The 23,907-nt window shown below is 68.4% G+C and carries 24 protein-coding genes and 1 tRNA gene; 12 read left to right on the forward strand and 13 right to left on the reverse strand.

Going from position 1 to position 23,907, the window contains the following annotated elements; all coding sequences use genetic code 11:
* Positions 1 to 131: 131 nt before the first annotated feature.
* Positions 132 to 1,316, reverse strand: coding sequence for a glutamine-hydrolyzing carbamoyl-phosphate synthase small subunit (gene carA, locus Q0V34_RS14850; RefSeq protein WP_297513235.1), 1,185 nt, complete (start codon positions 1,314 to 1,316; stop codon positions 132 to 134).
* Between the two features lie 262 nt (positions 1,317 to 1,578).
* Here carA and Q0V34_RS14855 point away from each other — a divergent pair, with 262 nt between their 5' ends.
* The 6 genes from Q0V34_RS14855 to Q0V34_RS14880 all read left to right on the forward strand — a co-directional run bounded on the left by Q0V34_RS14855 (position 1,579) and on the right by Q0V34_RS14880 (position 7,682).
* Entirely contained in the window at positions 1,579 to 1,857 is a 279-nt protein-coding gene (locus Q0V34_RS14855; protein WP_297513237.1) for a DUF1272 domain-containing protein, read from the forward strand.
* Positions 1,858 to 2,165: 308 nt separating this feature from the next.
* Complete coding sequence (locus Q0V34_RS14860) at positions 2,166 to 5,267, forward strand: TonB-dependent receptor (RefSeq protein WP_297513239.1); 3,102 nt, start codon at positions 2,166 to 2,168, stop codon at positions 5,265 to 5,267.
* 278 nt (positions 5,268 to 5,545) lie between these two features.
* A complete protein-coding gene (locus Q0V34_RS14865; protein WP_297513241.1) occupies positions 5,546 to 5,686 on the forward strand; it encodes a hypothetical protein in 141 nt (46 codons plus the stop codon).
* Between the two features lie 42 nt (positions 5,687 to 5,728).
* A complete protein-coding gene (locus Q0V34_RS14870) occupies positions 5,729 to 6,460 on the forward strand; it encodes an HAD family hydrolase (protein ID WP_297513243.1) in 732 nt (243 codons plus the stop codon).
* Between the two features lie 51 nt (positions 6,461 to 6,511).
* Positions 6,512 to 7,561 (forward strand): glycosyltransferase, encoded by a 1,050-nt coding sequence (locus tag Q0V34_RS14875; RefSeq protein ID WP_297513245.1) that lies wholly within the window; start codon positions 6,512 to 6,514, stop codon positions 7,559 to 7,561.
* Between the two features lie 44 nt (positions 7,562 to 7,605).
* A tRNA-Met gene (locus tag Q0V34_RS14880) sits at positions 7,606 to 7,682 on the forward strand.
* Between the two features lie 33 nt (positions 7,683 to 7,715).
* On the opposite strand, the gene Q0V34_RS14885 is transcribed toward Q0V34_RS14880, so the two are convergent.
* Together Q0V34_RS14885 and Q0V34_RS14890 are read right to left on the reverse strand one after the other, a co-directional pair.
* A complete protein-coding gene (locus Q0V34_RS14885; RefSeq protein ID WP_297513247.1) occupies positions 7,716 to 8,003 on the reverse strand; it encodes a BrnA antitoxin family protein in 288 nt (95 codons plus the stop codon).
* On the reverse strand, positions 7,954 to 8,235 hold the full coding sequence (locus tag Q0V34_RS14890) for a BrnT family toxin (protein WP_297513248.1): 282 nt from the start codon (positions 8,233 to 8,235) through the stop codon (positions 7,954 to 7,956). Before Q0V34_RS14890 ends, Q0V34_RS14885 begins: the two co-directional genes overlap by 50 nt.
* 140 nt (positions 8,236 to 8,375) lie before the next feature.
* On the opposite strand from Q0V34_RS14890, the gene Q0V34_RS14895 reads away from it, so the two are divergent.
* A complete protein-coding gene (locus tag Q0V34_RS14895) occupies positions 8,376 to 8,831 on the forward strand; it encodes a hypothetical protein (protein ID WP_297513250.1) in 456 nt (151 codons plus the stop codon).
* Here the strand turns inward: Q0V34_RS14895 and Q0V34_RS14900 are convergent.
* On the reverse strand, positions 8,767 to 9,747 hold the full coding sequence (locus Q0V34_RS14900) for a glycerophosphodiester phosphodiesterase family protein (RefSeq protein ID WP_297513252.1): 981 nt from the start codon (positions 9,745 to 9,747) through the stop codon (positions 8,767 to 8,769). The genes Q0V34_RS14895 and Q0V34_RS14900 overlap by 65 nt on opposite strands.
* Positions 9,748 to 10,107: 360 nt before the next feature.
* Between Q0V34_RS14900 and Q0V34_RS14905 the strand changes: the two genes are divergently transcribed.
* On the forward strand, positions 10,108 to 10,461 hold the full coding sequence (locus Q0V34_RS14905) for a PilZ domain-containing protein (protein ID WP_297513254.1): 354 nt from the start codon (positions 10,108 to 10,110) through the stop codon (positions 10,459 to 10,461).
* A gap of 110 nt (positions 10,462 to 10,571) precedes the next feature.
* On the opposite strand, the gene Q0V34_RS14910 is transcribed toward Q0V34_RS14905, so the two are convergent.
* Both Q0V34_RS14910 and Q0V34_RS14915 read right to left on the reverse strand, forming a co-directional pair.
* Positions 10,572 to 11,006 (reverse strand): helix-turn-helix domain-containing protein, encoded by a 435-nt coding sequence (locus Q0V34_RS14910; RefSeq protein WP_297513255.1) that lies wholly within the window; start codon positions 11,004 to 11,006, stop codon positions 10,572 to 10,574.
* 256 nt (positions 11,007 to 11,262) lie between these two features.
* Positions 11,263 to 12,072, reverse strand: coding sequence for an acyl-homoserine-lactone synthase (locus Q0V34_RS14915; RefSeq protein WP_297513257.1), 810 nt, complete (start codon positions 12,070 to 12,072; stop codon positions 11,263 to 11,265).
* 135 nt (positions 12,073 to 12,207) lie between these two features.
* On the opposite strand from Q0V34_RS14915, the gene Q0V34_RS14920 reads away from it, so the two are divergent.
* The gene (locus Q0V34_RS14920) at positions 12,208 to 12,522 is read left to right on the forward strand and encodes an Mpo1-like protein (protein WP_297513259.1); all 315 of its coding nucleotides are present in this window, start codon (positions 12,208 to 12,210) and stop codon (positions 12,520 to 12,522) included.
* Between the two features lie 49 nt (positions 12,523 to 12,571).
* Here Q0V34_RS14920 and Q0V34_RS14925 read toward each other — a convergent pair whose 3' ends face one another.
* The 3 genes from Q0V34_RS14925 to Q0V34_RS14935 form a co-directional block, all read right to left on the reverse strand.
* Complete coding sequence (locus Q0V34_RS14925) at positions 12,572 to 13,300, reverse strand: LuxR family transcriptional regulator (RefSeq protein WP_297513262.1); 729 nt, start codon at positions 13,298 to 13,300, stop codon at positions 12,572 to 12,574.
* An 83-nt stretch (positions 13,301 to 13,383) separates the two neighbouring features.
* Positions 13,384 to 14,907 (reverse strand): response regulator, encoded by a 1,524-nt coding sequence (locus tag Q0V34_RS14930; RefSeq protein WP_297513264.1) that lies wholly within the window; start codon positions 14,905 to 14,907, stop codon positions 13,384 to 13,386.
* A gap of 178 nt (positions 14,908 to 15,085) precedes the next feature.
* A complete protein-coding gene (locus Q0V34_RS14935) occupies positions 15,086 to 17,923 on the reverse strand; it encodes a TonB-dependent receptor (RefSeq protein ID WP_297513266.1) in 2,838 nt (945 codons plus the stop codon).
* A 479-nt stretch (positions 17,924 to 18,402) separates the two neighbouring features.
* On the opposite strand from Q0V34_RS14935, the gene queC reads away from it, so the two are divergent.
* The 3 genes from queC (at position 18,403) to Q0V34_RS14950 (ending at position 20,339) form a co-directional block, all read left to right on the forward strand.
* The gene (gene queC, locus Q0V34_RS14940) at positions 18,403 to 19,131 is read left to right on the forward strand and encodes a 7-cyano-7-deazaguanine synthase QueC (protein ID WP_297513267.1); all 729 of its coding nucleotides are present in this window, start codon (positions 18,403 to 18,405) and stop codon (positions 19,129 to 19,131) included.
* A 136-nt stretch (positions 19,132 to 19,267) separates the two neighbouring features.
* Positions 19,268 to 19,900, forward strand: coding sequence for a 7-carboxy-7-deazaguanine synthase (gene queE, locus Q0V34_RS14945; RefSeq protein WP_297513269.1), 633 nt, complete (start codon positions 19,268 to 19,270; stop codon positions 19,898 to 19,900).
* A gap of 73 nt (positions 19,901 to 19,973) precedes the next feature.
* On the forward strand, positions 19,974 to 20,339 hold the full coding sequence (locus Q0V34_RS14950; RefSeq protein ID WP_297513271.1) for a 6-carboxytetrahydropterin synthase: 366 nt from the start codon (positions 19,974 to 19,976) through the stop codon (positions 20,337 to 20,339).
* A 156-nt stretch (positions 20,340 to 20,495) separates the two neighbouring features.
* Here Q0V34_RS14950 and Q0V34_RS14955 read toward each other — a convergent pair whose 3' ends face one another.
* The 4 genes from Q0V34_RS14955 to aroB form a co-directional block, all read right to left on the reverse strand.
* Positions 20,496 to 20,723 (reverse strand): hypothetical protein, encoded by a 228-nt coding sequence (locus Q0V34_RS14955; RefSeq protein ID WP_297513309.1) that lies wholly within the window; start codon positions 20,721 to 20,723, stop codon positions 20,496 to 20,498.
* A 48-nt stretch (positions 20,724 to 20,771) separates the two neighbouring features.
* On the reverse strand, positions 20,772 to 21,320 hold the full coding sequence (locus tag Q0V34_RS14960) for a response regulator (RefSeq protein WP_297513273.1): 549 nt from the start codon (positions 21,318 to 21,320) through the stop codon (positions 20,772 to 20,774).
* Positions 21,321 to 21,495: 175 nt separating this feature from the next.
* Positions 21,496 to 22,617, reverse strand: a complete 1,122-nt coding sequence (aroC, locus tag Q0V34_RS14965; RefSeq protein WP_297513275.1) for a chorismate synthase — start codon at positions 22,615 to 22,617, stop codon at positions 21,496 to 21,498.
* Between the two features lie 161 nt (positions 22,618 to 22,778).
* The gene (gene aroB, locus Q0V34_RS14970) at positions 22,779 to 23,897 is read right to left on the reverse strand and encodes a 3-dehydroquinate synthase (RefSeq protein WP_297513276.1); all 1,119 of its coding nucleotides are present in this window, start codon (positions 23,895 to 23,897) and stop codon (positions 22,779 to 22,781) included.
* Between the last annotated feature and the right edge of the window lie 10 nt (positions 23,898 to 23,907).

Consider the following 23,907-nt stretch of genomic DNA (forward strand, 5'->3'; position numbering starts at 1 on the left):
CCTTTGGGGGAGGGGGACCGGCGAAGCCGGTGGAGGGGGATAGCCAAGGCTACGCACAGGGTGCGGACCCCCCTCCGTCTCGTCGCGTATTCGCGACGATCCGCCTCCCCCAGGCGGGGGAGGAGCCCGCCTTACTTCGCCTGATCCATCAGCCCCGCGAACCGCTCGAACAGGTAGAGGCTGTCCGTCGGGCCCGGCGAGGCTTCGGGGTGGTGCTGCACCGAGAAGACCGGCTTGTCGGAGAGCGCGATGCCGGCGTTGGTGCCGTCGAACAGCGAGACGTGTGTCTCTTGCACCGGCGCGGGCAAGGACGCGCTGTCCACCGTGAAGCCGTGGTTCATCGAGACGATCTCGACCTTGCCGGTGGTCAGGTCCTTCACCGGGTGGTTCGCGCCGTGGTGGCCCTGCTCCATCTTCACGGTCTTGGCGCCCAGGGCCAGGGCCAGCATCTGGTGGCCCAGGCAGATGCCGAACACCGGCTTGCCGCTGTCCACCAGCTTCTGGATCTCCGGCACCGCGTATTGGCCGGTCGCGGCCGGGTCGCCCGGGCCGTTGCTCAGCAGCACGCCGTCGGGGTTGCGAGCCAGGATGTCCTCGGCCTTGGTGTCGGCCGGCACCACCGTGGCGCGGGCGCCGACATGGGCCAGGGCGCGCAGGATGTTGCGCTTGACGCCGTAGTCGACGACCACGACCTCGTACTTGGGCGCCTCGAGCTTGGCGTAGCCTTCCGGCCAGGACCACAGGCCCTCGTCCCAGGTGAAGGTCTGGGTGGTCGAGGCGTCCTTGGCCAAATCGAGGCCCACGAGGCCTTTCCAGGCCTTGGCCTTGGCGACCAGGGCCGGCAGGTCGAACTTGCCGTCCGGCGAATGGGCGATGACGCCGTGCGGCATGCCGGTCTCGCGGATCTTGCGGGTCAGGGCGCGGGTGTCGATCCCGGCCAGGCCGATGACGCCGCGCGCCTTCATCCAGGCGTCGAAGTCGCCGCCGGCGCGCCAGTTGGCCTGCTGGGTCGGCGTGTCGCGGAATAGCGCGCCGCGCGCGGCGGTCTCGGCCACGCCGGTGATCTGCTCGACGTCCTGGCTGTTCGTCCCGACATTGCCGACGTGCGGGAAGGTGAAGGCCACGATCTGGGCCATGTAGGAGGGGTCCGTCAGGATCTCCTGATAGCCGGTCATGGCGGTGTTGAAGCACACCTCGCCGACCGCGTCGCCGATCGCGCCGCAGCCCACGCCCTGCAGGATCGTGCCGTCGGCCAGGGCCAGGACGCCCGTTACGCCTTCCAACAGGGTGACGCCGGGGAGAAGGTCTTGGGACATCTCTAAAGCGCCTCCTGAAACGCGTGATCGGGGTGTCTAATTTCGCAAAAAAGCGGGCCAGGGGTAACCCCCGCCCGCCACGCAAACGGCGGCGTGTCTAGGGGGTTAGGGCAGGGGGGTCAACCCCTGGCGATCACGCGATTTTCGCGCGTCTCCACATTCCCGTGATCGCCGAACGCGCGCCCTCGCGCGAGCGGGGCGTAAGGCCTTATGATGCAAGGCTTCCAGGCGATCGAAGCGCGACGAGACGGGAGGACGGCCCATGCTCGAATTGCGTCCCAACTGCGAGTGCTGCGACGCGGATCTGCCGCCCGCCAGCGTGGCGGCGCGAATCTGCACGTTCGAGCACACCTTCTGCGCCGACTGCGCCGACCTGCGCTTCGAAGGCGCCTGCCCCGACTGCGGCGGCGGCCTGGCGCCGCGCCCGATCCGACCGGAGAGCCAGCTGCATCGCTTCCCGGCGTCGCTGCGGCGGGTGGTGAGGGCGCATCGTCCGCCATCGCCGCGACGCGAACCCGAGCGGCCGACCGGCTGGCTCTAGAGCATTCGAAACAGACAGGCTCTAGGCCCGAGGCGGCCGCCCTTTCCTCACTGTCATCCGCGACCGCGATCGCCCCGTCCGTAACAAGGGCGGCGCGCAAGGCATGGCTTGGCCGCCACGCGCCCACAACCGGTATGACAGCGAGGTCTGACCACGTTGACTTCAGAGGACTTACCTCGTATCGATGTCGAGTGTGACCGCTACCAATGCCGGGCGGACGCAATCGCCGCCGACCGGGAAGGGGAGGCGGGCGAGCCGCGCGGCGACAACAAACAAGTGCCCAGAGCACTGCACGACAGGGGAGAAACATGAGGTCCATTCAACATCACGGTTCCGTTCGTCGCCTGGCTTTGATCGGCGCGACCTGCCTGACCACTTTGGCGACCGCTCAGGCCACTTACGCCCAGACGACGCCCTCGGCGACGACGCCCTCGGCGACGACCACGGCCGACAGCTCGGTCGAGGAGATCGTCGTCACCGGCTATCGCAAGAGCCTGGCGCAATCGACGGTCGCCAAGCGCGAGACCACCGGCTTCGCCGACGCCATCTTCGCCGAGGACATCGGCAAGTTCCCCGACTCCAACATCGCCGAGTCGTTCAACCGCATCCCCGGCATCACCATCACCCGCGACATCACGGGCGAGGGCACGAACGTCGCCATCCGCGGCCTGGGGTCGAACTTCACCAACGTGACCCTGAACGGCGCCTCGATCGCGGTGGCCTCGTCCGGCCCGACCGACGCGCAGGGCACCGACCGCTCGGTCGACCTCAGCTTCTTCCCGACCGACCTCTTCACCAAGCTGACGGTCAACAAGAGCTACTCGGCCAGCCTGCTGGAAGGCGGCGCGGCGGGTAATATCGACATGCGCTCGGCGCGTCCGTTCGACCGCCCCGGCCAGCACCTGACCCTGAACGTCCAGGGCGTGAAGCCGGACGGCGCCAAGCTGGGCGGCAAGGGCTCGCTGATCGCCAGCAAGACCTGGGACAATTTCGGCGTGCTGTTCGGGGTCTCGGGCCAGCGCCTGCACACCGACACGCGCGGCTACGAAACGATCGGCTTCACCAACCCGAACCTGTCGGCGGCCCAGTGCGGCGCGACCAGCGGCTGTAACCCCACGGGCGGCGGCAACTGGACGATCCCGGCCACCGTGCCGGTCGGCGCGGGCGCGAACCTGGTGGCCGGCACGGTCATCGACCAGGCCTTCCTGCTGGCCAACAACCCCGGCGCCACGATCTCGCAGATCGACAACGGCCTGCTGCCGCGCCTGGGCCGTCCCTCGGCCGAGTACGGCCGCCGCGACCGCCTGAACCTGGTCGGCAGCCTGGAATGGCGTCCCAGCGACGACCTGCATTTCTATGTCGACGGCATGTACGGCTATAAGGACAACGATCTCCAGCGGATCGACATGGCCTGGATCGTGCGTAACGGCGCGGCGATCCCGCTGAACACCAAGTACGACAAGACCGACTGCTCGACGGGCTGCACGGTCACCAAGGGCACCTACGCCAACTCGCAGTTCTTCCTGGAATACCGGCCCTATCTCGAAAAGACCGAGCTTTGGGGGATCAATCCGGGCTTCGATTGGCGGATCAGCGACAAGCTGAAGCTCGAGGGCCAGGTCAACTACACCAAGAGCAACTTCCACCGCGAAAGCCCGACCTTCGGTCCGGTCACCGCGATGGGCGTCGGCACGACGGTCGACTACACCTACAATCCGAACGGCATTCCGACCATCAAGAGCAGCGTCGACCTGAACAATCCGGCGAACTTCGTCTGGACGGGCGGTCGCCTGAACATGCAGGACGAGAAGCGCTGGTACGAGACCAAGGGCGCCCGCGCGAACCTCACCTGGGGCGACGAGAAGCTGAACCTGAAGTTCGGCGGCAACTATGACGACGTCTCGCGCACCATCCGCGGCTACGACAACACCCAGCCCTGGCAGAACGCGGTCTGCGGCGACAATCCCAGCATCAACCTGCCGTCGCCGAACGGCCAGCCGCCCTGCCAAGGCCTGAACCAACCGGGCGCCGCGCCGACCGGCTACCCGACCTATCCGGGCTATGGCACGGGCTACACCGCCGGCCAGACCGGCACCCTGACCTATGCCGGCTCGCTGATTCCGACCACGGCCCTGGCCAGCTATCTGAAGCCCGGCCCGGCCGGCTTCGTCACGGTCGACTGGGCCAAGGTCAAGAGCGCCACCGGCTACGACAAGCTGCATGACGCCTATGTCGAGACCGGCGGCTCCAACACCGGCGCCAGCGGCGGCTATATCAACGAGAAGAACGCCTCGGCCTTCACCGAGGTGAACGGCGTCACCCAGGTGCTGGACAACGACCTGCGCTTCAATGTCGGCGTCCGTTACGTCCACACCAAGCAGACGATCGGCGGCCGCGTCTCGGTCGCGGATCCGCGCAACACGCTGGCGGGCGGCGCCCAGCTGGCCGATGGCGCGCGCTACCCGAACGTCGTCAAGTTCGTCTATATCGAGAACACCTATTCGAAGTGGCTGCCGGCGGCCAACATCGCCTATAACGTCAGCGAGCACGCCGTGGCCCGCGTGGCGGTGTCGGAGACGATGACCCGTCCGGATCCGGCCGCTCAGCTGCCGGGTGTCAGCTTCGGCGCGCCGTCGGCCGACCAGGCCACGATCGGCAACTCGGCGCTGAAGCCGTACTTCTCGAAGAACCTCGACCTCGGCTTCGAGCTCTATACCGGCCAGGAAGGCGTGATCGCGGTCAACGCGTTCCGCAAGGCGATCACCGGCTTCACGACCAACAACGTCGTGACCCAGCCGTTCTCGTACCTGGCCCAGTACGGCATCACCTACGACACGCTGAACGACACCCAGAAGACGGCGATCAACTCGCGGGGCGGCCCGACCGCGGCGCAGGTCCAGATCCAGTCGCAGATCAACGTGCCTAACAAGCTGACGATCAACGGCCTGGAGTTCCAGTGGGTGCAGCCGCTCGACTTCCTGACCAGCCGGTTCGGCGTCGAGGGGCTGGGCTTCAACGCCAACGCCACCATCGTCGACCAGACCAGCGATGGTCCGGCCATCGCCTATGGCGTCGCCAAGAACACCTACAACCTGACGGGCTATTACGAGCACAACGGCGTCAGCCTGCGTCTGAGCCACGTGTTCCGGAAGGGCTCGCAGTCCAGCGGCGCCAACCAGAACGGCATCGCCGCCGCCGCCCTGTTCGCCGACGACTATCAGCAGACGGACTTCTCCTCGACCTTCGATCTGGAAAAGATCTTCGGGTTCAAGAACGCGCCGCAGCTGACCTTCAACGCGATCAACATCACGAACGAAAAGCTGCGCTCGCACTTCCAGTACGACAACGCCACGTTCACCTACTACAAGCCCGGCCGCCAATACCTGGTCGGTCTGCGGATGAGCTTCTAGGTCACGGGTTCCCCCCCGTTCCTCCGCCCGCCGGTTCTGGTCATCCAGGCGCGGCGGGCGGGCCTTGTCCTCGGTTCACGCGCGCGCTCCACCTCCTCGCCCGCGCGGATTTCACGGCGCGCCCCGCCCGGGCGCGCCGTTCTTTTTTGGCTGTCTTTGGCGACTTTCATCCGGAGGCGCCGATCCGGGGCGGACAACATGTCGCAACGGAACAACCACCGGCGATTCACGATCGTTAACGCCTTGGGGCGCAAGCTGAACCGTGGAAGGAGCCCCCGATGACGCCCGCCGCCGTGTCCGCCAAGACCCCGCCCGCCGCCGCCCGGTCGGCCTTCAGCCTGACCGAGACCCTGCTGCACATGGCGCTTTCGGCCGCCATCCCGATCAGCGCGGTGGTGTTCGTCACCCTGACGTTCTGACGGGGGATGAGGATACCCGCCGTCGTGTGCTAGATCCGGCCCATGACGACCATCACCACCGTCGGCGTCGACGCCGACGACACCCTCTGGCATTGCGAGAGCCTGTTTCGCCTTTCCCACGCCCGTTTCCTGGACCTGTTGTCGGAACACGGCGATCCGGAGCGGATCGAACAGCAGCTGCTGGCGGTCGAGAAGCGTAACCTGCGGGTCTATGGCTACGGCGCCAAGGGCTTCACCCTGTCGATGATCGAGACGGCGCTGGAGGTCACCGACGGCGCGGTCGACACCCGGGTGATCCGCGAGATCCTGGCCGTCGGCCGCCAGATGCTGACCGAGCCGATCGAGCCCCTGCCGGGCGTCGAGAAGGCGCTGGCCGAACTCTCCGACCGCTACCGCCTTGTCCTGATCACCAAGGGCGACCTGCTGCACCAGGAGCAGAAGCTGGCCTCCTCGGGGCTGGGCGACTACTTCGTGGCGGTCGAGATCGTCTCGGAGAAGGACGCCGACACCTATCGCCGGGTGTTCGACCGCCACGGCACCGGCGCGGACCAGGCGGTGATGGCCGGCAATTCGATGCGGTCGGACATCCTGCCGGCGCTGGAGGCCGGCTGCTGGGGCGCGTTGATCCCCTATCCGCTCGTCTGGGCGCACGAGGCCGCCGAGGCGCCGGCGGGCCACGCCCGCTACGTCGAACTGGCCAATATCGGCGCGCTGCCGGCGTGGGTGGACAGTCTGAGCGCGTCGCCGGATCACGGCGCGTCGCTGGCGCGTTGACACCGTCGCCGCGGCCTCCGATGGTCGCGGCCCGTAAAGCCGGAGCCCGCCTTGACCGACATCCTGCACGCCATGCTGGGCAAGGGTCTGGGCGGCCTCGAGCAGGTGTTCCTGGACTATCAGCCGATCCTGGAGGCGTGGGCTGCGCGGCGCGGGGGGCGCTGCGTCGGCGTCGCGCGTCGCGACGGCAAGATGGCGCGGGCCCAGGCGGGCCGTCAGCCGCCCTTGGCGACCATCCCCGCCTTCACCGACTGGGATCCGATCACCGTCGGCGCCGCCAGGAGCCTGATGCGCGCCGTGCGGCCTCGGCTGATCCTCAGTCATGGACAGCGGCCGGCGCGGGTGTTCGCCCGCGCCGCCGGAGCCGAGGTGATCCAGGCCGTCTGCGTCCACAAACCGGTCTTCGACATCCGGCCCGGGACCCACTATCTCTGCGTCGGCGAGCACCTGGCCAGGCTGGCGGTCGAGCGCGGCGCGCCGGCCGACCACGTGCATGTCATTCCCAACGCCGTGCGCCCTCCGGCCGTCCAGGCCGCGCCGTTCGCCCGCGACGGCGAGCCGGTCCGGATCGTCGCCGCCGGCCGGCTGCATCCCAAGAAGGGCTTCGACGTGCTGATCCGCGCCGTCGGCCGCCTGCGCGCCTGGGACTTCGACGTCACCTGCGAGATCGCCGGCGAGGGCGACGAGCGCGGCGACTTGGAGGCGCTGATCCGCGAGCTCGATCTCGACCCGTGCGTCAAGCTGGTGGGCTGGAAGGCCGACGTGGCCGGCTTCCTGGCGACCGGCGACCTCTTCGCCTTCCCCTCGCACCAGGAAGGCTTCCCGCTGACCTTGCTGGAGGCCATGGCGGTCGGGCTGCCGGTGGTGGCCACCGAGATCGACGGCCCGACCGAGATCATCGAGGAGGGCGTCACCGGCCGCCTCGTGCCCGACGACGATCCGGACCGTCTGGGCGAGGCCCTGGGCGAGCTGATCAGCGACCGCGAGACCGCTCGCCGCCTCGGCGCGGCCGCGCGCGCCGTCATGCTCGCCGACTACGGTCCGGCGGAACTGGCGCGGCGGCTGGAAGCGGCTTTGGACGGAATGCTCGCCCGGGCTTGATGCGAAGCGCGCTTGGGCGTATGACCCCCGTCCGTCCTGGCTATGGCTGGGTAGCTCAGATGGTTAGAGCGGTGGATTCATAACCCACAGGTCGGCGGTTCGATCCCGCCCCCCGCCACCAGGACGGTCTGATTTCTCTTAAAAATCTAATGGCTTAACCGTCGACGCCGACGGCCTTGCGCAGGATGGCGTTGGCGCGGCTCTGCCAGCCGGGACCGCCTTCGCGCAGCTTGTCGATCACCACGCGGTCGAGGCGCAGGGTGACTTGCTGCTTAGGGGTCTCCGACTTCGGGCGGCCTGGACGGGTCAGCGTTCCATTGGCGGGCCTGATGATTTTACCGCCGATGCTGAATTGAGCGCGCTCGAATTGATCGTCGGTCCATTCCGGCGCGTCATCCGGATCGATCCAGGAGTTCCCGGAATTTCCTTCGTTCTCGATCATTGCACTTCCTCATCGAGATAATCCGGCGCGTTTCGCCGCGTCGTGTCCAAATGACCATGACCAAGCGTCCGTTCAGCAGGCCAACGGTTTGAAGCCGATCTTCGCCGTAGTCCTCACGGTCATCGACGGATGTCAGTTCCGGCCCTTCGAAGACCAGCACCGCATCGGCGAAATCCAAGCCTCGATGCTCAAGCGTCTGTCGCCGCTTCTCCTCGTCGAATTCGATATCCATGGCTGGGCGCTCCCCCCAACCGGGTTATACTTTTAGTTGTATATATGCTCAAGCTCTCGTAATTGGACAATTATTGCAGCTACAATAATTGATTGAGGTCAGGAGCGCAACGGCATCTCCAACCCCGCCGTTCTGGCCTGATGGCGCGCGCTCCCAAGGTCTTCACGTGGTCGGACGGCTTTCATCGCTACACGGTGGCGGCGACGTCGCGCGTCAAGGCGCTGGCGGCCTGGGAGACCGACCGGGACCTGTTCAAGGAAGGCGTGGCCGAGGAGAACCCCGACGCGCCCGACGCCAAGGCGGCGCTGGCCGCGCCGGGCGCGGTGATCCGGCGGGCCGAGGGCGGGCTGAAGGCGGCGGTCGACAAGCTGCCCAAGCCGAAACCGGCCGCGACCGCCGCCGCGGAAGCCCGGCGCAAGAAGGCTCTCGCGGAGGCCGAGGCGGCGCTGGCCGAGGCGGAGGCCGAGCAGCGGGACGCCGAGGCCGAGCTCGAAAGCCGTCGGCGGGCGCTGGAGGCCGAAGCCGCCGCGCTCAGCGACTCCTGGGCGACCCGGCGGACGCGGCTGGAGACGGCGATCGCGCGTCTGCGACGGTGACGCTGGGCAGGCCGCGCAGGCCCTGTCCGTGCAGGTAGTCGAGCAGCGCCGCCGGCTGGTCGGTCTGGACGATGCTGACGCCCTCGGCGATCAGGTCGCCCCAGGCCTTGTCCGGATCGGTCAGGGCGTGGCGGTCGCCGGTGTTCAGCGTATTGCTCCACAGCCGCACCCGGGCGGCCTGGGCCGCGTCGCGCACCGCCACGAAGGCGTCCTTGTTCAGCGCGTCCATCTCGACGGCGGGGATCGGCCGGGCGCCGCGGGCCTGGGCGGCGGTGATCACGGCCAGCTGCGCCGCGCGCCGCGCACCGCCCTTGCCGCCGACGATCGGCACGAAGGCCAGGTTCTGGTAGAGGGGCTGGTCGGCGATCGGGCCGGCGCCGGCCTCGGCGCGGGCCTTGAACAGCACCCAGTCCTGAGCGCCGGTGTCGCGCACGACGCGGGCGACCTGAGCGGCCGTCGGGCCTTCGTCCCGCAGGTCCAGATTGACCACGACGCGGCCGCGCGCGGCGCGCAGGAAGGCGCAGAGGGTCGGCGGCGCCTCGAAGGCCTGGTCGCCGACCTTCAGGCGCAGGGCCTGCAGTTCGCCGAGGGTGAGGTCCGAGACCTTGCCCTTGCCGGTGGTGGTGCGGTCGACCTTGGCGTCGTGCATGACCACCAGGGCGCCGTCCTGAGTGCGGCGCACGTCGATCTCGACGACGTCGACGCCCAGCGCGATGCAGCGCTCCAGGGCCGCCAGGGAGTTCTCGGGCAGCTCGCCGGTCATGCCGCGCGAGGGGGCCGGGGCGTGGCAGGCGCGGTGGGCGACGACCAGCACGCCGGCGGCGGGGTCATAAAGTCGATCGCGGGGACCGGCGGCCTGGGCGCTTCCCGCCACGGCCAGCACGCCCATCGTCAAGGCGAAGATGCGACGCCGCATGATCTGAACTCCCCCCGAGTCTGGAGCATCCATGCCCGATTCACGCGACAAGCCGGCGTCGGTTGGCACTCAGAGAGATGACGCCACGGGGAGAGGCGCGCCGTAGGCGCTCGCCCGCGACATTCCGTCCGTCCGGCGTGGTCTTCGACGATGCGGAAGGAGGAGGTCGCCGGCCGGATCACGACTTCCGGCCGGCGAAACCCTGGCGGGTGGGATGCGCCGGGAGCCTCACGTTCGGTTAGACGTCGCCCGTCGCGCCGCCCCCCCATGCCGGTGGCTCGTCGATCGGGCGCATTAACCTTCCCTGCGAAAATCCTAAACTCACACGGCCGATTAACCGCGGCGTGCGTTTATCCCCCCATGGCGAAGTACGCGTCGGACGTGGAACAGGACCGGCGGGCCGCGGTCCGCATTCAGACTCAGAGGTCGGGCAAGATCCTGTGCGGCGCCTTCGCATGGGACTGCGTGATCCGCGATCTCTCGAGCGTCGGCGCGCGCGTGCAGATGCTGTCGAGCAACGCGCCGCCGGCGCGCGCGCAGCTGGTCGACCTGGTGGCGGGTCTCGCGCACGACGTGACGGTGGCCTGGCAGCGCGATCGCGAGTTCGGCCTGCGGATCGTGCGCACCTACGACCTGCGCGGCCTGACGCCGGCCGCCGCGGGGGCCGCCAAGCGCATCTGGCGGGCCGCCCGAGCCGACGCGCCGGCCGGCTGAAGCGGCTCGAAAACGACGAAGGCCCCGGTCCGCCAACCGAGGCCTCGCCACGCTACTCAATCCGCGCCGACCGCGGCGCGGGACAGTCCTCGGAACCCTCTGGACGAGCCCTAGGCCGCGTCCCCGCGGGAGGCCTCGTCGGCCATGGCGCGCACCAGGTCGAGCACCTGGCGACGGACGCGACCGCGCCCGATGCGCGGGAACACCTCGGCCAGCTCCAGGCCCTCCGGCGTGGTCAGGAACGCCTGCACCACCTTCTCGGCGTGCTGGGTCGCGTCGTCCAGTTCGGCGCCGCTCTGCGGATCGGCCAGGCCGTCGAAGAAGAACGACACCGGCACCTGCAGGGTCTTGGCGATCTCGTACAGCTTGGACGCGCTGACGCGGTTGGCGCCGCGCTCGTACTTCTGCACCTGCTGGAAGGTCAGGCCCAGGGAGTCCGCGAGATGCTCCTGGCTGATGCCGAGCAGCTTGCGGCGCATCCGAACGCGACCGCCCACATGGACGTCGACGGGATTGGGACGCCGGCCTTCGGTTTCTTGGCTCATATTGGTTTTCCGCCTCCAACGGTTGTTCGGGGAAAATGACACGACCGTGACGTCGGCGGAAGCGAGACCAAAACGGCGCGGCGTTACGTCGCGACGGTTGAGCTTCCATCCCCGTTTTTCGAAAAGCTAGCCGTCCGCGCGGCGATTCGCCGCCAACCGCAACGCGATCAGCTTTCGTCAAGCGGGTATCGCGCCGCCTTCCGCGACGACACGTGTCGTATTCTTACCAGAGGTGCAAGCGCTAAAAGGGACGGGATCAGGCGTTGAGGCGCTCCTGGCGGCCCGCCCAGATGCGGCGCGCCTGACCGCTGGCGTCGTGCAGGCGAAACAGGGTTTCGGCGGCCAGGGTCTCGTCGCGCTCGGCCCCGGGGACGAGTTGCGGCGTCATCGCCCGCTTCACCTGCCGTTGGACGCCGGCCAGATCGCCGAACGCCATCAGGTCCAGCGCGTCGACCTCGTAGCCGACCGGCGACTCCCGGCCGATCGCCTCGAGGACGCGATCGAGCAGCGCCCGGGACACGGCGATCTCCGACCCGGCCACCACGCCGTAGTCGTAGGGGCGGGGAACGCCGACCAGGCGCGTATCGATCGGCGAGTTGAGAATGCCGGGATAGAGCTGCATGTCGATCATCCCGACGAAGCGGGTCACGCCGTGGCGCAGCGCCAGTTCGAAGGCGGCGGCCCAGCACTCGAACACCCGCTCGCCCCGGCGGCCGCCCTTGCGATCGCGATAGGCCTGGGTGGTGAACAGGCGGGTGGCTTCCCAGACGTCGAGGCCCTTCTTGGGCGTCTCGCCGGGCGCGATCAGGTGCGGGAACTTGTCGGCCAGCATGCAGCGGTCGTCGGTGGGGCGAAGCCGCAGGCCCACCTCCAGCGTCATCGCCTCGTCGAAGCCCAGCAGGTAGATGGCGCGGTGGTCGTCGTAGTCGTCGACCTCGCCGCCATCGAGCACCACCAGATCGACCCAGCCGTTCTTCTCGACGCACTGGCGCCGGCGCTCCTCGTGCATGGCCCACAGCTGGGGGCCGTAGAGATGGCGGTTCTCGGACGTGATGACGTGGATCATGGGCCGGCCCCTCGGGCGATGACGGAGCCGGGATTAAGCGCCGCCGCGCCCGAAACCCGCGATAGGCCAAACGGCCTAGTTCTCTTCGCGCGCGCGAGGCTTGCCAGGGCGTCGACGAGGGGCCAGCATCCCGCCATGGAGACGACATCCGAGCGCTATCGCACCTTCGCGGCCTTCTATCCGTTCTATCTGACCGAGCACGTCAATCCGGTCAGTCGGCGGCTGCATGTCGTGGGCGCCAGCCTGGTGATCGTCTGCCTGGCGCTGGGCGCGCTGCGCGGCGACTGGCGGTTCTTCGTCGCCGCCCCGCTGGTCGGCTACGGCTTCGCCTGGATCGGACACTTCGTGTTCGAGAAGAACCGGCCCGCGACCTTCAAGTATCCGCTCTACAGCCTGATGGGCGATTTCCGGCTGTGGTTCGAGGTGGTGACGGGCCGGCGGAAGTTTTGAAATCCGCCGATCTCCCCGGCCTTCGCCGTGGGGACGGAGCCCTTGGTCCCTAGAGCTTGCTCAGCAGCCCCAATTCGCCCGCCTTCAGCACCGCCTCCTGGCGCTTGACCACGCCCAGGCGCTTCTTGGCCGCCTCGATGTGGTGGTGCACGGTGCGCGGCGAGAGCTCCAGGATCGCGCCGATCTCCCAGTCTGTCTTGCCCCGGCTGGCCCAGTAGAGGCACTGGGCCTGGCGCTCGGAGATCACGCCGTAGTCGGGATTGTCGTCCTGCAGTTCCCAGTGCTTGAGCATGATCGTGCCGAACACGGTGGCCAGGCTCTCGATCACCGCCCGGGCGGTGGGGTCGGTGTCGGGAGCCTGCGTCGACATGCGGATCAGCACCTCCTGACCGGCGGGGCCGAAGACGCGGACGACATAGCCCTCGTTCATGCCCAAATCGGCGGCCTCGCCCCACATGGCCTGGGCGCGGCCGTCCCCCAGCGGCTTGGCGTCGGTCCAGGCGAACGAGCGCGGCGATTTCAGGAGCAGCTTCACGCAGGGATCGTGCACCACATAGCGCTCGCTCCAGTACCGGCCGTCCCAGACGTCGAAGTCGCGTCGGCTGAGGGTGGGCGGCTCCTTGCCGTAGTGTTCGGCATTGACCAGGGTGGCGCAGAACTTGTCGTAGCCGAAGGCGGCGATCGCCTGGGCGAAATGACCCTCGACCTCTTGGGCCGAGCCCAGATGCGGCGCCTGGCTCAGAAACGCCCAGGCCTGTTGTTCCGCAGAGGTCAGCACGCGACGCTCCATACTCAAGCTTGGGAGCACGCTAGGCGGGAATGCAACCCACGCCAAGCTCCTGCCATTCAAGGTGGAGCGGCTCAGGCCGCGACGTCTTCCTCGACGGCCTCGCCGCCCAGCAGCGCGTCCAGCACCGTCGCCAGGCGTTCGGGCTTGATCGGCTTTTCGACGACGTCCTGCATGCCGGCGGCCATATAGGTCTGAACGTCGGCCGGGTCGGCGTTGGCGGTCAGAGCGACAATCGGGACGAGGCCGGCGGGGCCGGCCATCTCGCGGATGGCGCGGGTGGCGGCGATGCCGTCCATGCGCGGCATCTTGATGTCCATCAGGATCAGGTCGTAGCGGCCGCTCTTGGCCATTTCGATCGCCTCGACCCCGTCCACCGCCTGTTCCGAGGTGCAGTCGAACATGTCGCACAGCGCCTCGGCGACCATGCGGTTGGTGGCGTTGTCGTCGACGATCAGGATGTGGGCCGCGTGGGTGGCCACCGTCGTCTCGGTCGCGGCCGCCTCGGCCTGGGCCGGGTCGAGGGTCAGGGCGAAGCTGACGGTCAGGCCGGCCCCGCGATTGGCCTCGGCGTGCAGCGGTCCGCCCATGGCGCGGGCGACGCGCTGGGCCAGGGCCATGCCGACTCCCAGCGCCATCTCGTTGCGGTCCTGCAGGTCGACGCCGATCAGCGGCTCTTCGAGGCGGGCCAGGCGCTCGTCGGCCTTGCCCTGGGCGTTGTCGCGCACCAGCCCTTCCAGGCGGACCCGATCGCCGTCGGCGCGCGCGGTCAGGCGCGTTTCGATCATGCCGCGGCCGGCGGCCAGGGCGTGCTCGATGAGGACGTCGAAGACCTGCAGCAGGCGGTCGCTGTCGACCTCGACGCCGCATTCGGGCTCGCCGTCATAGGACACCAGCAGGGTCGAACCGCCTTCGTGCGCGCGGGCCGCCCAACGGGTCTCGACCGCGTCGGCCACGTCGCGCAGCCGGGTGGGCGCGGGAACGAGGGCCAGATGGCCTCGCGCCGAACGGTGCAGATCGACGGCCCGGCCGACGGTCTCGCCCATGTCGCGGCTCGTCTCGCCGATGGCGCGGACGAAGGCCGCCGCGTCGGGAGTCAGCGGCTGTTGTTCGAGACGCTCGGTGATGGCCAGGACGCCGTCCAGATGCGCGCCGATGTCGACCGCCATGCGCTCGACCATGGCCATGGCTTCCTCGGCCTCGCGCTGGCGGCGGCGGTGGGCGGCGAGCAGCGAGGCCAGACCGCCGACGCCGACATAGCCGCCGGCGGCGTCCACGGCGACATAGGCGGCGCGGAACACGGGGGTGGGGTTCTCGGCCAGGCGCGTGACGAAGGCGTCGACCGCGGTGTCGGCGTCGACGACGCGCGGCGCGGCGTCCATGACCTCGCTGATCGGCGTGTCGGCCAGAGCGGCGCCGGCCACCCGCATCATGCCGGAAAGCACGTCCCGATAGACCAGGCCCGCGAGCGCGTCCTTGTCGACCACGGCGATCGCGGGCGCGGCCGGATCGGCGTCGAACATCGCGGCCACGTCGCCGCAAGGCGTATGGGGCGCGATGGGGGCGCGGCGATCGAGCAGACGGGACAGCATTTCCATGCGGCGCTTCGCGGGGACTTTGGGAGGTCAACTTGCCCCAGCGGCCTTGCGGGGTCGTTAAGGTGGCGCCGCCGGGCCGCGGGCGGGCGGCCCGGGCCTTCCGCCTTTCACCCACATCGGACGAAAAAAGGGGCGGCGGAAGATCCGCCGCCCCCTCCAAAGGCGCGTCAGGTCGCGCTTACCAGGACTTGGTGATGGCCACGCCGTACAGGCGGGGCTCCTGGGTGATCACGTTGGTGAACAGGCCCGAGCTGTCGTCGGTGGTGTAGGCGTCGACGATCGGGGTCTTGTTGCCGATGTTCTTGACATAGGCGTCGATCGCCACGCCCCACTCGGGCTTTTCGATCTTCAGCGTGATGTTGCCGTTGTCCCAGGCGCGCAGCTCGTCATAGGCCGTGTTGTAGACCCGCGCGAACTGCTTGGTCTGGCGGTAGTAGTCGCCGCGCAGCGTGGCCGACCAGCCGTCCGAGAGCTCGAACTTGTACTGGGCGCCGATCGAGGCGGTCCAGTGCGGCGAGTTCGGCAGCTCCTTGCCCGACAGGTTGGCCGCCGTGCCCTCGATGGAGTAGCCCGCGCCGTAGTTGTAGAGGCCCGTGGCGTTGGCCAGGAAGGCGGCCGTCGGGCCCGGCAGGCCCGCGCCGCCCAGCGCGGCCGGCGTGGCCAGGAAGCCCTGATAGGCCGCCGCGCCCGAGCAGGCGAAGGGCAGGGTGGCCCCGGCGCCCGCGCCGATGATCGTGGCGACGCCGGCGGTGGTGAGCACGCAGTTGGCGCCGACGGACGACGCGTTCGGACCCACCTTCACCACCGTATAGGCCGGGTTGGACTGCGTGCGGTTCATCGTGTCGATCGAGGTGACCCCGTCGCCGATCTTGGTGTGCAGATAGCCCAGCGTGGCGTTGAAGCGCAGGTTGCGCACCGGCGACCAGATCGACTCCAGCTCCAGGCCGTAGACCTTGGCGTTGACGTTCTCGTTGACCGAGGTTCGGTTGACGATCTTGGAGATCTGGTAGCCCTGGTAGTCGTAGGCGAAGCCCGTCGCGTTGAAGAGCAGGCTGCCGCCCATCAGGGTGTTCTTGGTGCCGACCTCGAAGGCGTTGACGAATTCGGGGTCGAAGGTCTGGCGGATGCCGACCGAATTGGCCGGGACGCCCGGATTGATGCCGCCGCCCTTGTAGCCCTTGGAATAGAAGGCGTAGAGCAGGGTGTCGTCGGTGAAGCCCAGATGGGCCTTGTAGTCGAAGCCGAAGCGCCCCGTGAGCTCGCTGAAGCGAGCGCGCTGGTCGGGGTTGGTCGGGTTCAGGGTCAGGCCGTACCCAGGGGCCAGCAGCACGGTCGAGTAGTTCTTGACCGCCTTCTTGTCGCGGGTCTGGCGCAGGCCCAGGGTGAACTTCAGATCGTCGTTGGCCTGCCAGTAGAGTTCGCCGAACAGGGCGTCCGAGACCAGGGTGTAGGGCGTGCGGTTGTCATAGTAGTTGTGCCCGTCGCCGGTCGGGTTCGAGGCGGTGTCGATGCCGATGCAGTTGGCGGTGGTCGCCGGATTGCAGTTCGGGTTGCCGGTCTTGGAGAAGTTCAGGGCCAGCGACGACAGGGTCAGCGAGTTGCCGATCACATAGTAGTCGGTCAGCGTCCGGTAGGTGAAGTGGATGCCGCCCACATTGAAGTTCAGCGGACCCGAGAAGTTCGACTGCAGGCGCAGTTCCTGGCTGAACTGCTCGGAGCGGCCCGACGAGACGTCGATGGTCGTGAACTTGTTGGTGTTGCCGACCTGCGGGTCGTTGAAGAAGCCGCCCGGGGTGAACGGGGTGTTGTTGAACGGCACCGTCGCGACGTTGCGGTTGTAGTCCTGCTTGGTGAAGATGTCGCCCTTGCCGTACGAGGTCATGGCCGTGACGGCCAGTTCGTCGGTCAGGTCGTAGTTCACGGTGAACTGATAGGTGTCGGACGTCGAGCGATAGATCGGGTCGAGCGCGGTCTGGATCTGCAGCAGGTCGGTCGAGGTGGTGTTGCCGGCGTTCACGTCGCCCGAGGTGAAGCCGAAGATGTTGCCCAGCAGGCCCGTCAGGGTGCCCGACGAGTTCACCGTGCCATAGGCCGACGCGCCGTAGATCGACGCGGGCAGGCAGCCTTGGGTCAGGAAGGCGCGCGTCGCGCCGGTGGGCACGCCGCCGACCGTGGCGGGGCCGTTATCCTTGGTGCAGAGCTGCTTGCCGGTGCGGGAACGGTTGTCGTTCTCGTTGAAGTGCTCCCAGAGCAAGTTGGTGCGCAGCTTGTCGGTCGGGTTGAACATCACCTGGACGCGGGTCGAATAGAGATCCCGGTCGTCGACCTTGTGGTTGTTGAAGGTGTTGGTGACGAAGCCGTCGCGCTTCAGCGAGGTTCCCGCCAGTCGAATGGCCAGCTTGTCCTCGAAGATCGGCACGTTGACCATGCCGCGCAGACGGGTGGCGTTGTAGTTGCCGTACTCGGCGCGGACATTGGCCTCGAACCGGTCGACGGGCTTGGCGGTGATCACGTTGACGACGCCGCCGGTGGCGTTGCGGCCGTACAGCGTGCCCTGCGGGCCGCGCAGCACTTCCACCCGCTCCACGTCGTAGAACTCGGCTTCGAACAGATTGCCCGACTGTTGCGGGGCGTTGTTCATGTGGACGCCGACGCCCTGGTCGGCCGAGGCGCCGACGGCCTTGGCCCCGATGCCGCGGATCTGGAAGTTGAAGCTGTTGGTGAAGTTGCTCTTGGCGAAGGTGACGTTCGGAATGGCCAGCTGCAGGTTGGGGCCGCCGTCGATCTTCTGCGCCTGCAGCGTGTCCTGGCTGAACGCCGACACGGCGATCGGCACGTCCTGAAGCGCCTCTTCCTTCTTCTGAGCGGTGACGACCAGCTCTTCGATGACCGTGGTGTTCTGTGCGGCCGGCGCGGGCTTGGCTTGCTGGGCGAACGCGGGGACGGCGAGAGCCGAGATCGCGACCGCCGAGGCGCCCATGACCAACAGGCTCCGCATACGCAGAGTTTGCGACATTGAATTCCCTCCCTGGACGCAAGCGGCGCCTTATGGGTGGGCCTGCGAGCGTCGATGTTTCCTCGGCGCCGTACCGTTTTTCACCACGCGGGCGTACGGCGAACCCCTCGCAGCATTTGTCGATTGCATACTTGCGTTTGAAAGCTGTCAACTGGCCTGATTGTAAGTGAACAGCGATAGGTTACGCCTTTTCACTTTCCGGGAGGTGGTGTTCTCCTAATGCGCGTAAGTTTCCGGCAAATTAGAAGAACGGGTGTGGCGCTGCCGTAACGGAAATCGCGGTCGCGGACCATCTCAAGGCCAAGCGACACGGGAATCGGGCGTTGTTTCGCGCGCGAATGACTTCGTCCGCGTTCGTTGTATCGGTATCGACGATCGGGCCGCCGTTCCGGCCCCGGCGCGGCGGCGCGGTTCCGAGCGCGGCTTGCGTCGTGTAGAGGAGGCCCCATGTTCCCCCACTTTCCAAGCGAAAGACCCGCATGAGCGAGATGACCGCCCCCGGCGCTCTGGTTCTGTTTTCCGGCGGGCAGGACAGCAGCGTCTGCCTGGCCTGGGCTCTCGAGCGCTACGGGCGCGTCGAGACGGTCGGCTTCGACTATGGCCAGCGCCACGTCGTCGAGATGGCGGCGCGCCAGACCGTGCGCCGCGAGATCGCCGCGCGCTTCCCGCGCTGGGCCGATCGCCTGGGCGAGGACCACGTGCTGGACATCAGAAGCTTCGGCGCGGTGGCCCAGTCGGCCCTGACCGCCGACCGCGCCATCGAGATGACCGAGCGCGGCCTGCCCTCGACCTTCGTTCCCGGCCGGAACCTGGTGTTCCTGATCTACGCCGCGGCCCTGGCCGACCGGCGCGGGCTGGACGTGCTGGTCGGCGGCATGTGCGAGACCGACTTTTCCGGCTATCCCGATTGCCGCCGCGACACGCTGGACGCGATGCAGAACGCCCTGAATCTCGGGATGAACCGCAATTTCCGCGTCGAGACGCCGCTGATGTGGCTGACCAAGGCCCAGACCTGGGGACTGTCCAAGCGCCTGGGCGGCGAGGACCTGGTCCGGCTGATCGTCGAGGAAAGCCACACCTGCTACCAGGGCGAACGCGGCGAACTCCACGCCTGGGGCCATGGCTGCGGCGCCTGTCCGGCTTGCGAGCTCCGCGAGAAGGGCTATGCCGAATGGGACGCGGCGGGGCGTGAGGCGCTGGCTGAATGAGCGCCGCATCGCGATTTCCCTCCCCCTTGATGGGGGAGGTCAGGGTGGGGGTGACGCGGCGGTTCGGCTCGCGCCCCGTCCTGACGCGCTGTCACCCCCATCCCTGGCCCTTCCCCCATCAAAGGGGGAAGGGGGCATGACGTATTCGGTGAAAGAAATCTTCCTGACCCTCCAGGGCGAGGGCGGGCAAGCCGGCAAGGCCGCCGTGTTCTGCCGCTTCGCCGGCTGCAACCTGTGGACCGGCCGCGAGGAGGACCGGGCCAAGGCGGTTTGCACCTTCTGCGACACCGATTTCGTGGGGACCAACGGCGTCAACGGCGGCAAGTTCGCCACCGCCGAGGATCTGGCGGCGGCGGTCGAGGCCCAGTGGACCGGCGGACCCGACGATCGTCTGGTCGTCTGCACCGGCGGCGAGCCGCTGTTGCAGCTGGACGCGGCGGCCATCGCCGCCCTTCACGCGCGCGGCTTCCAGATCGCCGTCGAGAGCAACGGCACGCTGCCCGCCCCGGCCGGGATCGACTGGATCTGCGTCAGCCCCAAGGCCGACGCGCCGGTCGTCCAGACCTCGGGCCAGGAGCTGAAGCTGGTCTTCCCGCAGGAAAAGGCCATGCCGGAGCGCTTCGCCGACCTCGATTTCGAGCGTTTCTATCTGCAGCCGATGGACGGTCCGGACCGCGACAGGAACACGCAATTGGCCGTCGCCTATTGCCTTTCCCACCCACAATGGCGTTTAAGCGTCCAGACACACAAATATCTCGGCCTGCCCTGACGGATAAGGCGCTCGACTTGGTGACAGGGTCGTCGCGCTAGAGCCTCCCAGGCCTAGTCATAAGAAGCGACATATGAAGCCCGTCTTCGAGATCACGAAGGCCGCGTATTTCGACGCGGCCCATTTCATCGAGCAAGGTCCGTCGGACCACCGCTATCGCAAGCTGCACGGCCACTCGTTCAAGGTCGAGGCCAGCGTGCGGGGCGAGCTCCAGGAGGCCGGCTGGGTCGCCGACCTGGAGACCCTGGACGTGGCGCTGAAGGCCATCGCCGCCGAGCTTGACCATGGCCTGCTGAACGACAAGCCAGGGCTTGAGGTGCCGAGCCTGGAACGGCTGTGCCTCTATTTCGCCGAGCGGCTGAAGGCGACCTTCCCAGGCCTCTCGCGCGTGGTGATGTCGCGGCCGACCATCGGAGAAAGCTGCGCGCTGAGTTTGTAGAGCCGCCGGACCGATCTATCCTCCCCCTTTGGGGGAGGGGGACCGGCGAAGCCGGTGGAGGGGGATGGCGCCAAGGCTACGCAACATGTGCGGACCCCCTCCGTCTCGTCGCGTATTCGCGACGATCCACCTCCCCCATGAAGGGGGAGGAGAGGCTCAGCGCCGATAGTCGTCTCGCTCCGCCCGATCCTTCTTGCCGCCGCCCGGGATCACCGCCTTGCCGGTGGCGACCACGGCCTTGCCCGCGCCGCCGACGACGGCGCCGGTGACGCCCACGGCCGTGCCGGCGACGGTTCCGACCGCCGCGGCGGCGAGGCAACCCGACTGGGTGAAGGCCACGGCCGCCAGGATGGCGACAAGCGGGGCAAGGCGGCGGAAGGTCATGGTGAAGCTCACGAAACGCTGTTCACTCTCTTCTACCCGACCAAGGGTTTAGATTCTCCGCGTCGGATGGCCGCGTCCGGCGATATCGTCGGGCGTGTCGATAAAGGTGGTCAGGGCGTCGTCGGCGCGGCGCCAGGGGCCCTTGTGGCGCGGATCGTTGCGCCGGCGGCGGTCGGGGCCGAAATAGTCCTCGGACCGCACGAAGGGGCGGGGGTTCTCGATCAGCAGCGTCAGGCGGTGAATGACGCCCCGCGCGGTGATCGGCTTGGTCAGGAATTCGTTGACCCCGGCGTCGCGGCCCTCGCGCACCCGCCGCTCGGTCGAATGGCCGGTGATCATCACGATCGGCACGAAGGGATTGGGGCTGTCGGGGGCGCGACGGACCAGATTGACGAAGTCGATGCCGTCGAGGCCCTCCATGGTGAGGTCGGTGAACACCACGTCGATGGCGGTGGCGCGCATGATGGTCAGCGCCTCGGCGCCGTCCATGGCCTCGAACACGTGCCGCACGCCGATCGCGCGCAGGATCTCGATCAGCAGGACGCGCATGTGCTGATTGTCGTCGACCAGCAGGACCTTCAGAAGGTCGAACCGCATCCGCTGTGCCTCTTCGTCGCCACCCCGCCGACACCCGCCATGCGGGTATACGGAATAACATAGGTTACGCGTGGGCGAGAGGCATAGCGCCGGGGCCGCGCCAGGGTCAATGCGAAAGATATGCTATTTCAGCGGCGAGACCGTCTCGCGCCGGCTTCGGACGCCGCCGCGCGGCCTATCGGCGACTCGCGCCTGGCGCGAAGGCGCCGCCGCCCGTCTGGCCGCGATGACGCAGGAAGGCGTCGGCCAGGACACAGGCGGTCATCGCCTCGACCACGGGCGCGCCGCGGATGCCGACGCACGGGTCGTGGCGGCCCTTGGTGCGCAGGTCGACCTCCTCGCCGGCCTCGTTGAGGGTCTGGCGGGGAATCAGGATCGACGAGGTCGGCTTGAACGCGACCCGCGCGACGATCGGCTGACCGGTCGAGATGCCGCCCAGGATCCCGCCGGCGTGGTTGGACAGGAACAGCGGCTCGCCATCAGGCCCCAGGCGCATGGCGTCGGCGTTGTCCTCGCCGGTCAGGGCCGCGCTGGCGAAGCCCTCGCCGATCTCGACCCCCTTGGCGGCGTTGATCGACATCAGGGCCGCCGCCAGCTCGGCGTCCAGCTTGCCATAGAGCGGCGCGCCCCAGCCGGCCGGGACGCCGACGGCCTCGACCTCGACCACCGCGCCGGTCGAGGAGCCGGCCTTGCGGATCGTCTCCAGGTGCTCTTCCCAGACCGGAACCATGGCCGCGTCGGGGCACCAGTAGGGGTTCCGCTCGGTCTCGTTCCAATCCCAGTTGTCGCGGTTGATCGCGTGCGGGCCGATCTGGGTCAGGGCCGCGCGGACGGTGACGCCCGGAATGACCAGCCGCGCCACCGCTCCGGCCGCCACGCGCGCGGCGGTCTCGCGCGCCGAGCTGCGGCCGCCGCCGCGATAGTCGCGCACGCCGTACTTGGCGAAATAGGCGTAGTCGGCGTGGCCCGGGCGGAAGGCCTGGGCGATCTCGGAATAGTCCTTGGACCGCTGGTCGGTGTTCTCGATCATCAGGCTGATCGGCGTGCCGGTCGTCCTTTGACCGCCCGAGCGCTCGTCCTCGAACACGCCCGACAGGATGCGGACCGCGTCCGGCTCCTGGCGCTGGGTGACGAACTTGCCGCTGCCCGGCCGGCGCTTGTCGAGAAACGCCTGGATCATCTCGGCCGTCAGGGCGATCCCCGGCGGGCACCCGTCGACCACGCAGCCCAACGCCGGCCCATGGCTCTCGCCCCAGGTGGTGACGCGGAACAGGTGACCGAAGGTGTTGTGCGACATAGCGCGGCTTCTAGCGGAAACCGCGCGGGGTAGCAAAAGCGGGAAACGGACTCGCCCGGCGAGGGCCGCTGGAGGTCTTCGCCAGGCGGAAAGAGCATGTCCCGCCTGGAGCCCGTCTGGTTGGGATGGAACCCTCGAAACCCGCTAAACAGGCTTTACGGTCAAGCGCCTAGGGCCCCTTCCGCGACCAGGAACGCCCGCAGCGCGTCGCGGTCCACGTCCTTGGCCACGAACGCCTCGCCGATCCCGCGCGCCAGGACGAAGGTCAGCTTGCCGCCCTCGGCCTTCTTGTCCTGGCCGCAGTGGGCGATCAGGGCGTCGGCGCCGAAGGGCTCCGGCCGCACCTCGGCCAGGGTGGTCGGCAGGCCGGCGGCCTTGATGGCCGCCTCGGCGCGGGCGGCGTCCTGACCGGGGCAGAGGCCGAGCCCGGCCGAGAACCGGAAGGCCTGGGCCATGCCGACCCCGACGGCCTCGCCATGCTTGAGCGCGTCGCCAAAGCCCATCTCGGCCTCGATCGCGTGGCCGAAGGTGTGGCCCAGATTCAGCAGGGCGCGGCGGCCGGCTTCCTTCTCGTCCTCGGCGACGATCTCGGCCTTCATCTCCACCGAGCGGCCGACGGCGCGGACCAGGGCCTCGACGTCGCGGTCCAGCACCGCGGCGACATTCGCCTCCAGCCACTCGAAGAAGGCGAAGTCGCCCAAGAGGCCGTACTTGATGATCTCGGCGTAGCCGCAAGCCAGCTCGCGGGCGGGCAGGGTGGCCAGGACGTCGAGGTCGGCCAGGACGAGGCGCGGCTGGTGGAAGGCGCCGATCAGGTTCTTGCCGCGCGGGGTGTCGATGGCGGTCTTGCCGCCGACCGAGCTGTCGACCTGGGCCAGGAGGGTGGTCGGGACCTGCACGAAGTCGATCCCGCGCTTGTAGATCGCCGCCGCGAAGCCGGCGAGGTCGCCCACGACGCCGCCGCCGAACGCCACGATCTGGTCGCCACGCTCCAGGTTCAGGGCCAGCAGGCGGTCGGACAGGTCGGCCAGGCCCTCGAAGCTCTTGCTCTCCTCGCCGGGCGGGATGGTGATGAGGTCGACGGCGATGCCGGCCTTTTCCAGGGACGCGGCCAGGCGCTCGCCGTGGTGTTCGCCGACATTGTCGTCGGTGACGACCGCCACCCGCTTGCGCTTGCCCAGCACCGGCGCGATCCGCGCGCCGGCCTCATCGATCAGGCCCGGCCCGATGACCACGTCATAGGCGCGATCCCCCAGGCCCACGGAAACGGTGCGGATCATCGGGGAACTC

It is taken from the genome of uncultured Caulobacter sp. (genome assembly GCF_947036865.1).
Classification (GTDB): Bacteria; Pseudomonadota; Alphaproteobacteria; order Caulobacterales; family Caulobacteraceae; genus Caulobacter.

Excerpts from the sequence above, each read along its gene's own strand:
- carA (WP_297513235.1), bottom strand. The coding sequence starts at position 1,316 with ATGTCCCAAGACCTTCTCCCCGGCGTCACCCTGTTGGAAGGCGTAACG.
- Q0V34_RS14855 (WP_297513237.1), top strand. The coding sequence starts at position 1,579 with ATGCTCGAATTGCGTCCCAACTGCGAGTGCTGCGACGCGGATCTGCCG.
- Q0V34_RS14860 (WP_297513239.1), top strand. The coding sequence starts at position 2,166 with ATGAGGTCCATTCAACATCACGGTTCCGTTCGTCGCCTGGCTTTGATC.
- Q0V34_RS14865 (WP_297513241.1), top strand. The coding sequence starts at position 5,546 with ATGACGCCCGCCGCCGTGTCCGCCAAGACCCCGCCCGCCGCCGCCCGG.
- Q0V34_RS14870 (WP_297513243.1), top strand. The coding sequence starts at position 5,729 with ATGACGACCATCACCACCGTCGGCGTCGACGCCGACGACACCCTCTGG.
- Q0V34_RS14885 (WP_297513247.1), bottom strand. The coding sequence starts at position 8,003 with ATGATCGAGAACGAAGGAAATTCCGGGAACTCCTGGATCGATCCGGAT.
- Q0V34_RS14890 (WP_297513248.1), bottom strand. The coding sequence starts at position 8,235 with ATGGATATCGAATTCGACGAGGAGAAGCGGCGACAGACGCTTGAGCAT.
- Q0V34_RS14895 (WP_297513250.1), top strand. The coding sequence starts at position 8,376 with ATGGCGCGCGCTCCCAAGGTCTTCACGTGGTCGGACGGCTTTCATCGC.
- Q0V34_RS14900 (WP_297513252.1), bottom strand. The coding sequence starts at position 9,747 with ATGCGGCGTCGCATCTTCGCCTTGACGATGGGCGTGCTGGCCGTGGCG.
- Q0V34_RS14905 (WP_297513254.1), top strand. The coding sequence starts at position 10,108 with ATGGCGAAGTACGCGTCGGACGTGGAACAGGACCGGCGGGCCGCGGTC.
- Q0V34_RS14910 (WP_297513255.1), bottom strand. The coding sequence starts at position 11,006 with ATGAGCCAAGAAACCGAAGGCCGGCGTCCCAATCCCGTCGACGTCCAT.
- Q0V34_RS14915 (WP_297513257.1), bottom strand. The coding sequence starts at position 12,072 with ATGATCCACGTCATCACGTCCGAGAACCGCCATCTCTACGGCCCCCAG.
- Q0V34_RS14920 (WP_297513259.1), top strand. The coding sequence starts at position 12,208 with ATGGAGACGACATCCGAGCGCTATCGCACCTTCGCGGCCTTCTATCCG.
- Q0V34_RS14930 (WP_297513264.1), bottom strand. The coding sequence starts at position 14,907 with ATGGAAATGCTGTCCCGTCTGCTCGATCGCCGCGCCCCCATCGCGCCC.
- Q0V34_RS14935 (WP_297513266.1), bottom strand. The coding sequence starts at position 17,923 with ATGTCGCAAACTCTGCGTATGCGGAGCCTGTTGGTCATGGGCGCCTCG.
- queC (WP_297513267.1), top strand. The coding sequence starts at position 18,403 with ATGAGCGAGATGACCGCCCCCGGCGCTCTGGTTCTGTTTTCCGGCGGG.
- queE (WP_297513269.1), top strand. The coding sequence starts at position 19,268 with ATGACGTATTCGGTGAAAGAAATCTTCCTGACCCTCCAGGGCGAGGGC.
- Q0V34_RS14950 (WP_297513271.1), top strand. The coding sequence starts at position 19,974 with ATGAAGCCCGTCTTCGAGATCACGAAGGCCGCGTATTTCGACGCGGCC.
- Q0V34_RS14955 (WP_297513309.1), bottom strand. The coding sequence starts at position 20,723 with ATGACCTTCCGCCGCCTTGCCCCGCTTGTCGCCATCCTGGCGGCCGTG.
- Q0V34_RS14960 (WP_297513273.1), bottom strand. The coding sequence starts at position 21,320 with ATGCGGTTCGACCTTCTGAAGGTCCTGCTGGTCGACGACAATCAGCAC.
- aroC (WP_297513275.1), bottom strand. The coding sequence starts at position 22,617 with ATGTCGCACAACACCTTCGGTCACCTGTTCCGCGTCACCACCTGGGGC.
- aroB (WP_297513276.1), bottom strand. The coding sequence starts at position 23,897 with ATGATCCGCACCGTTTCCGTGGGCCTGGGGGATCGCGCCTATGACGTG.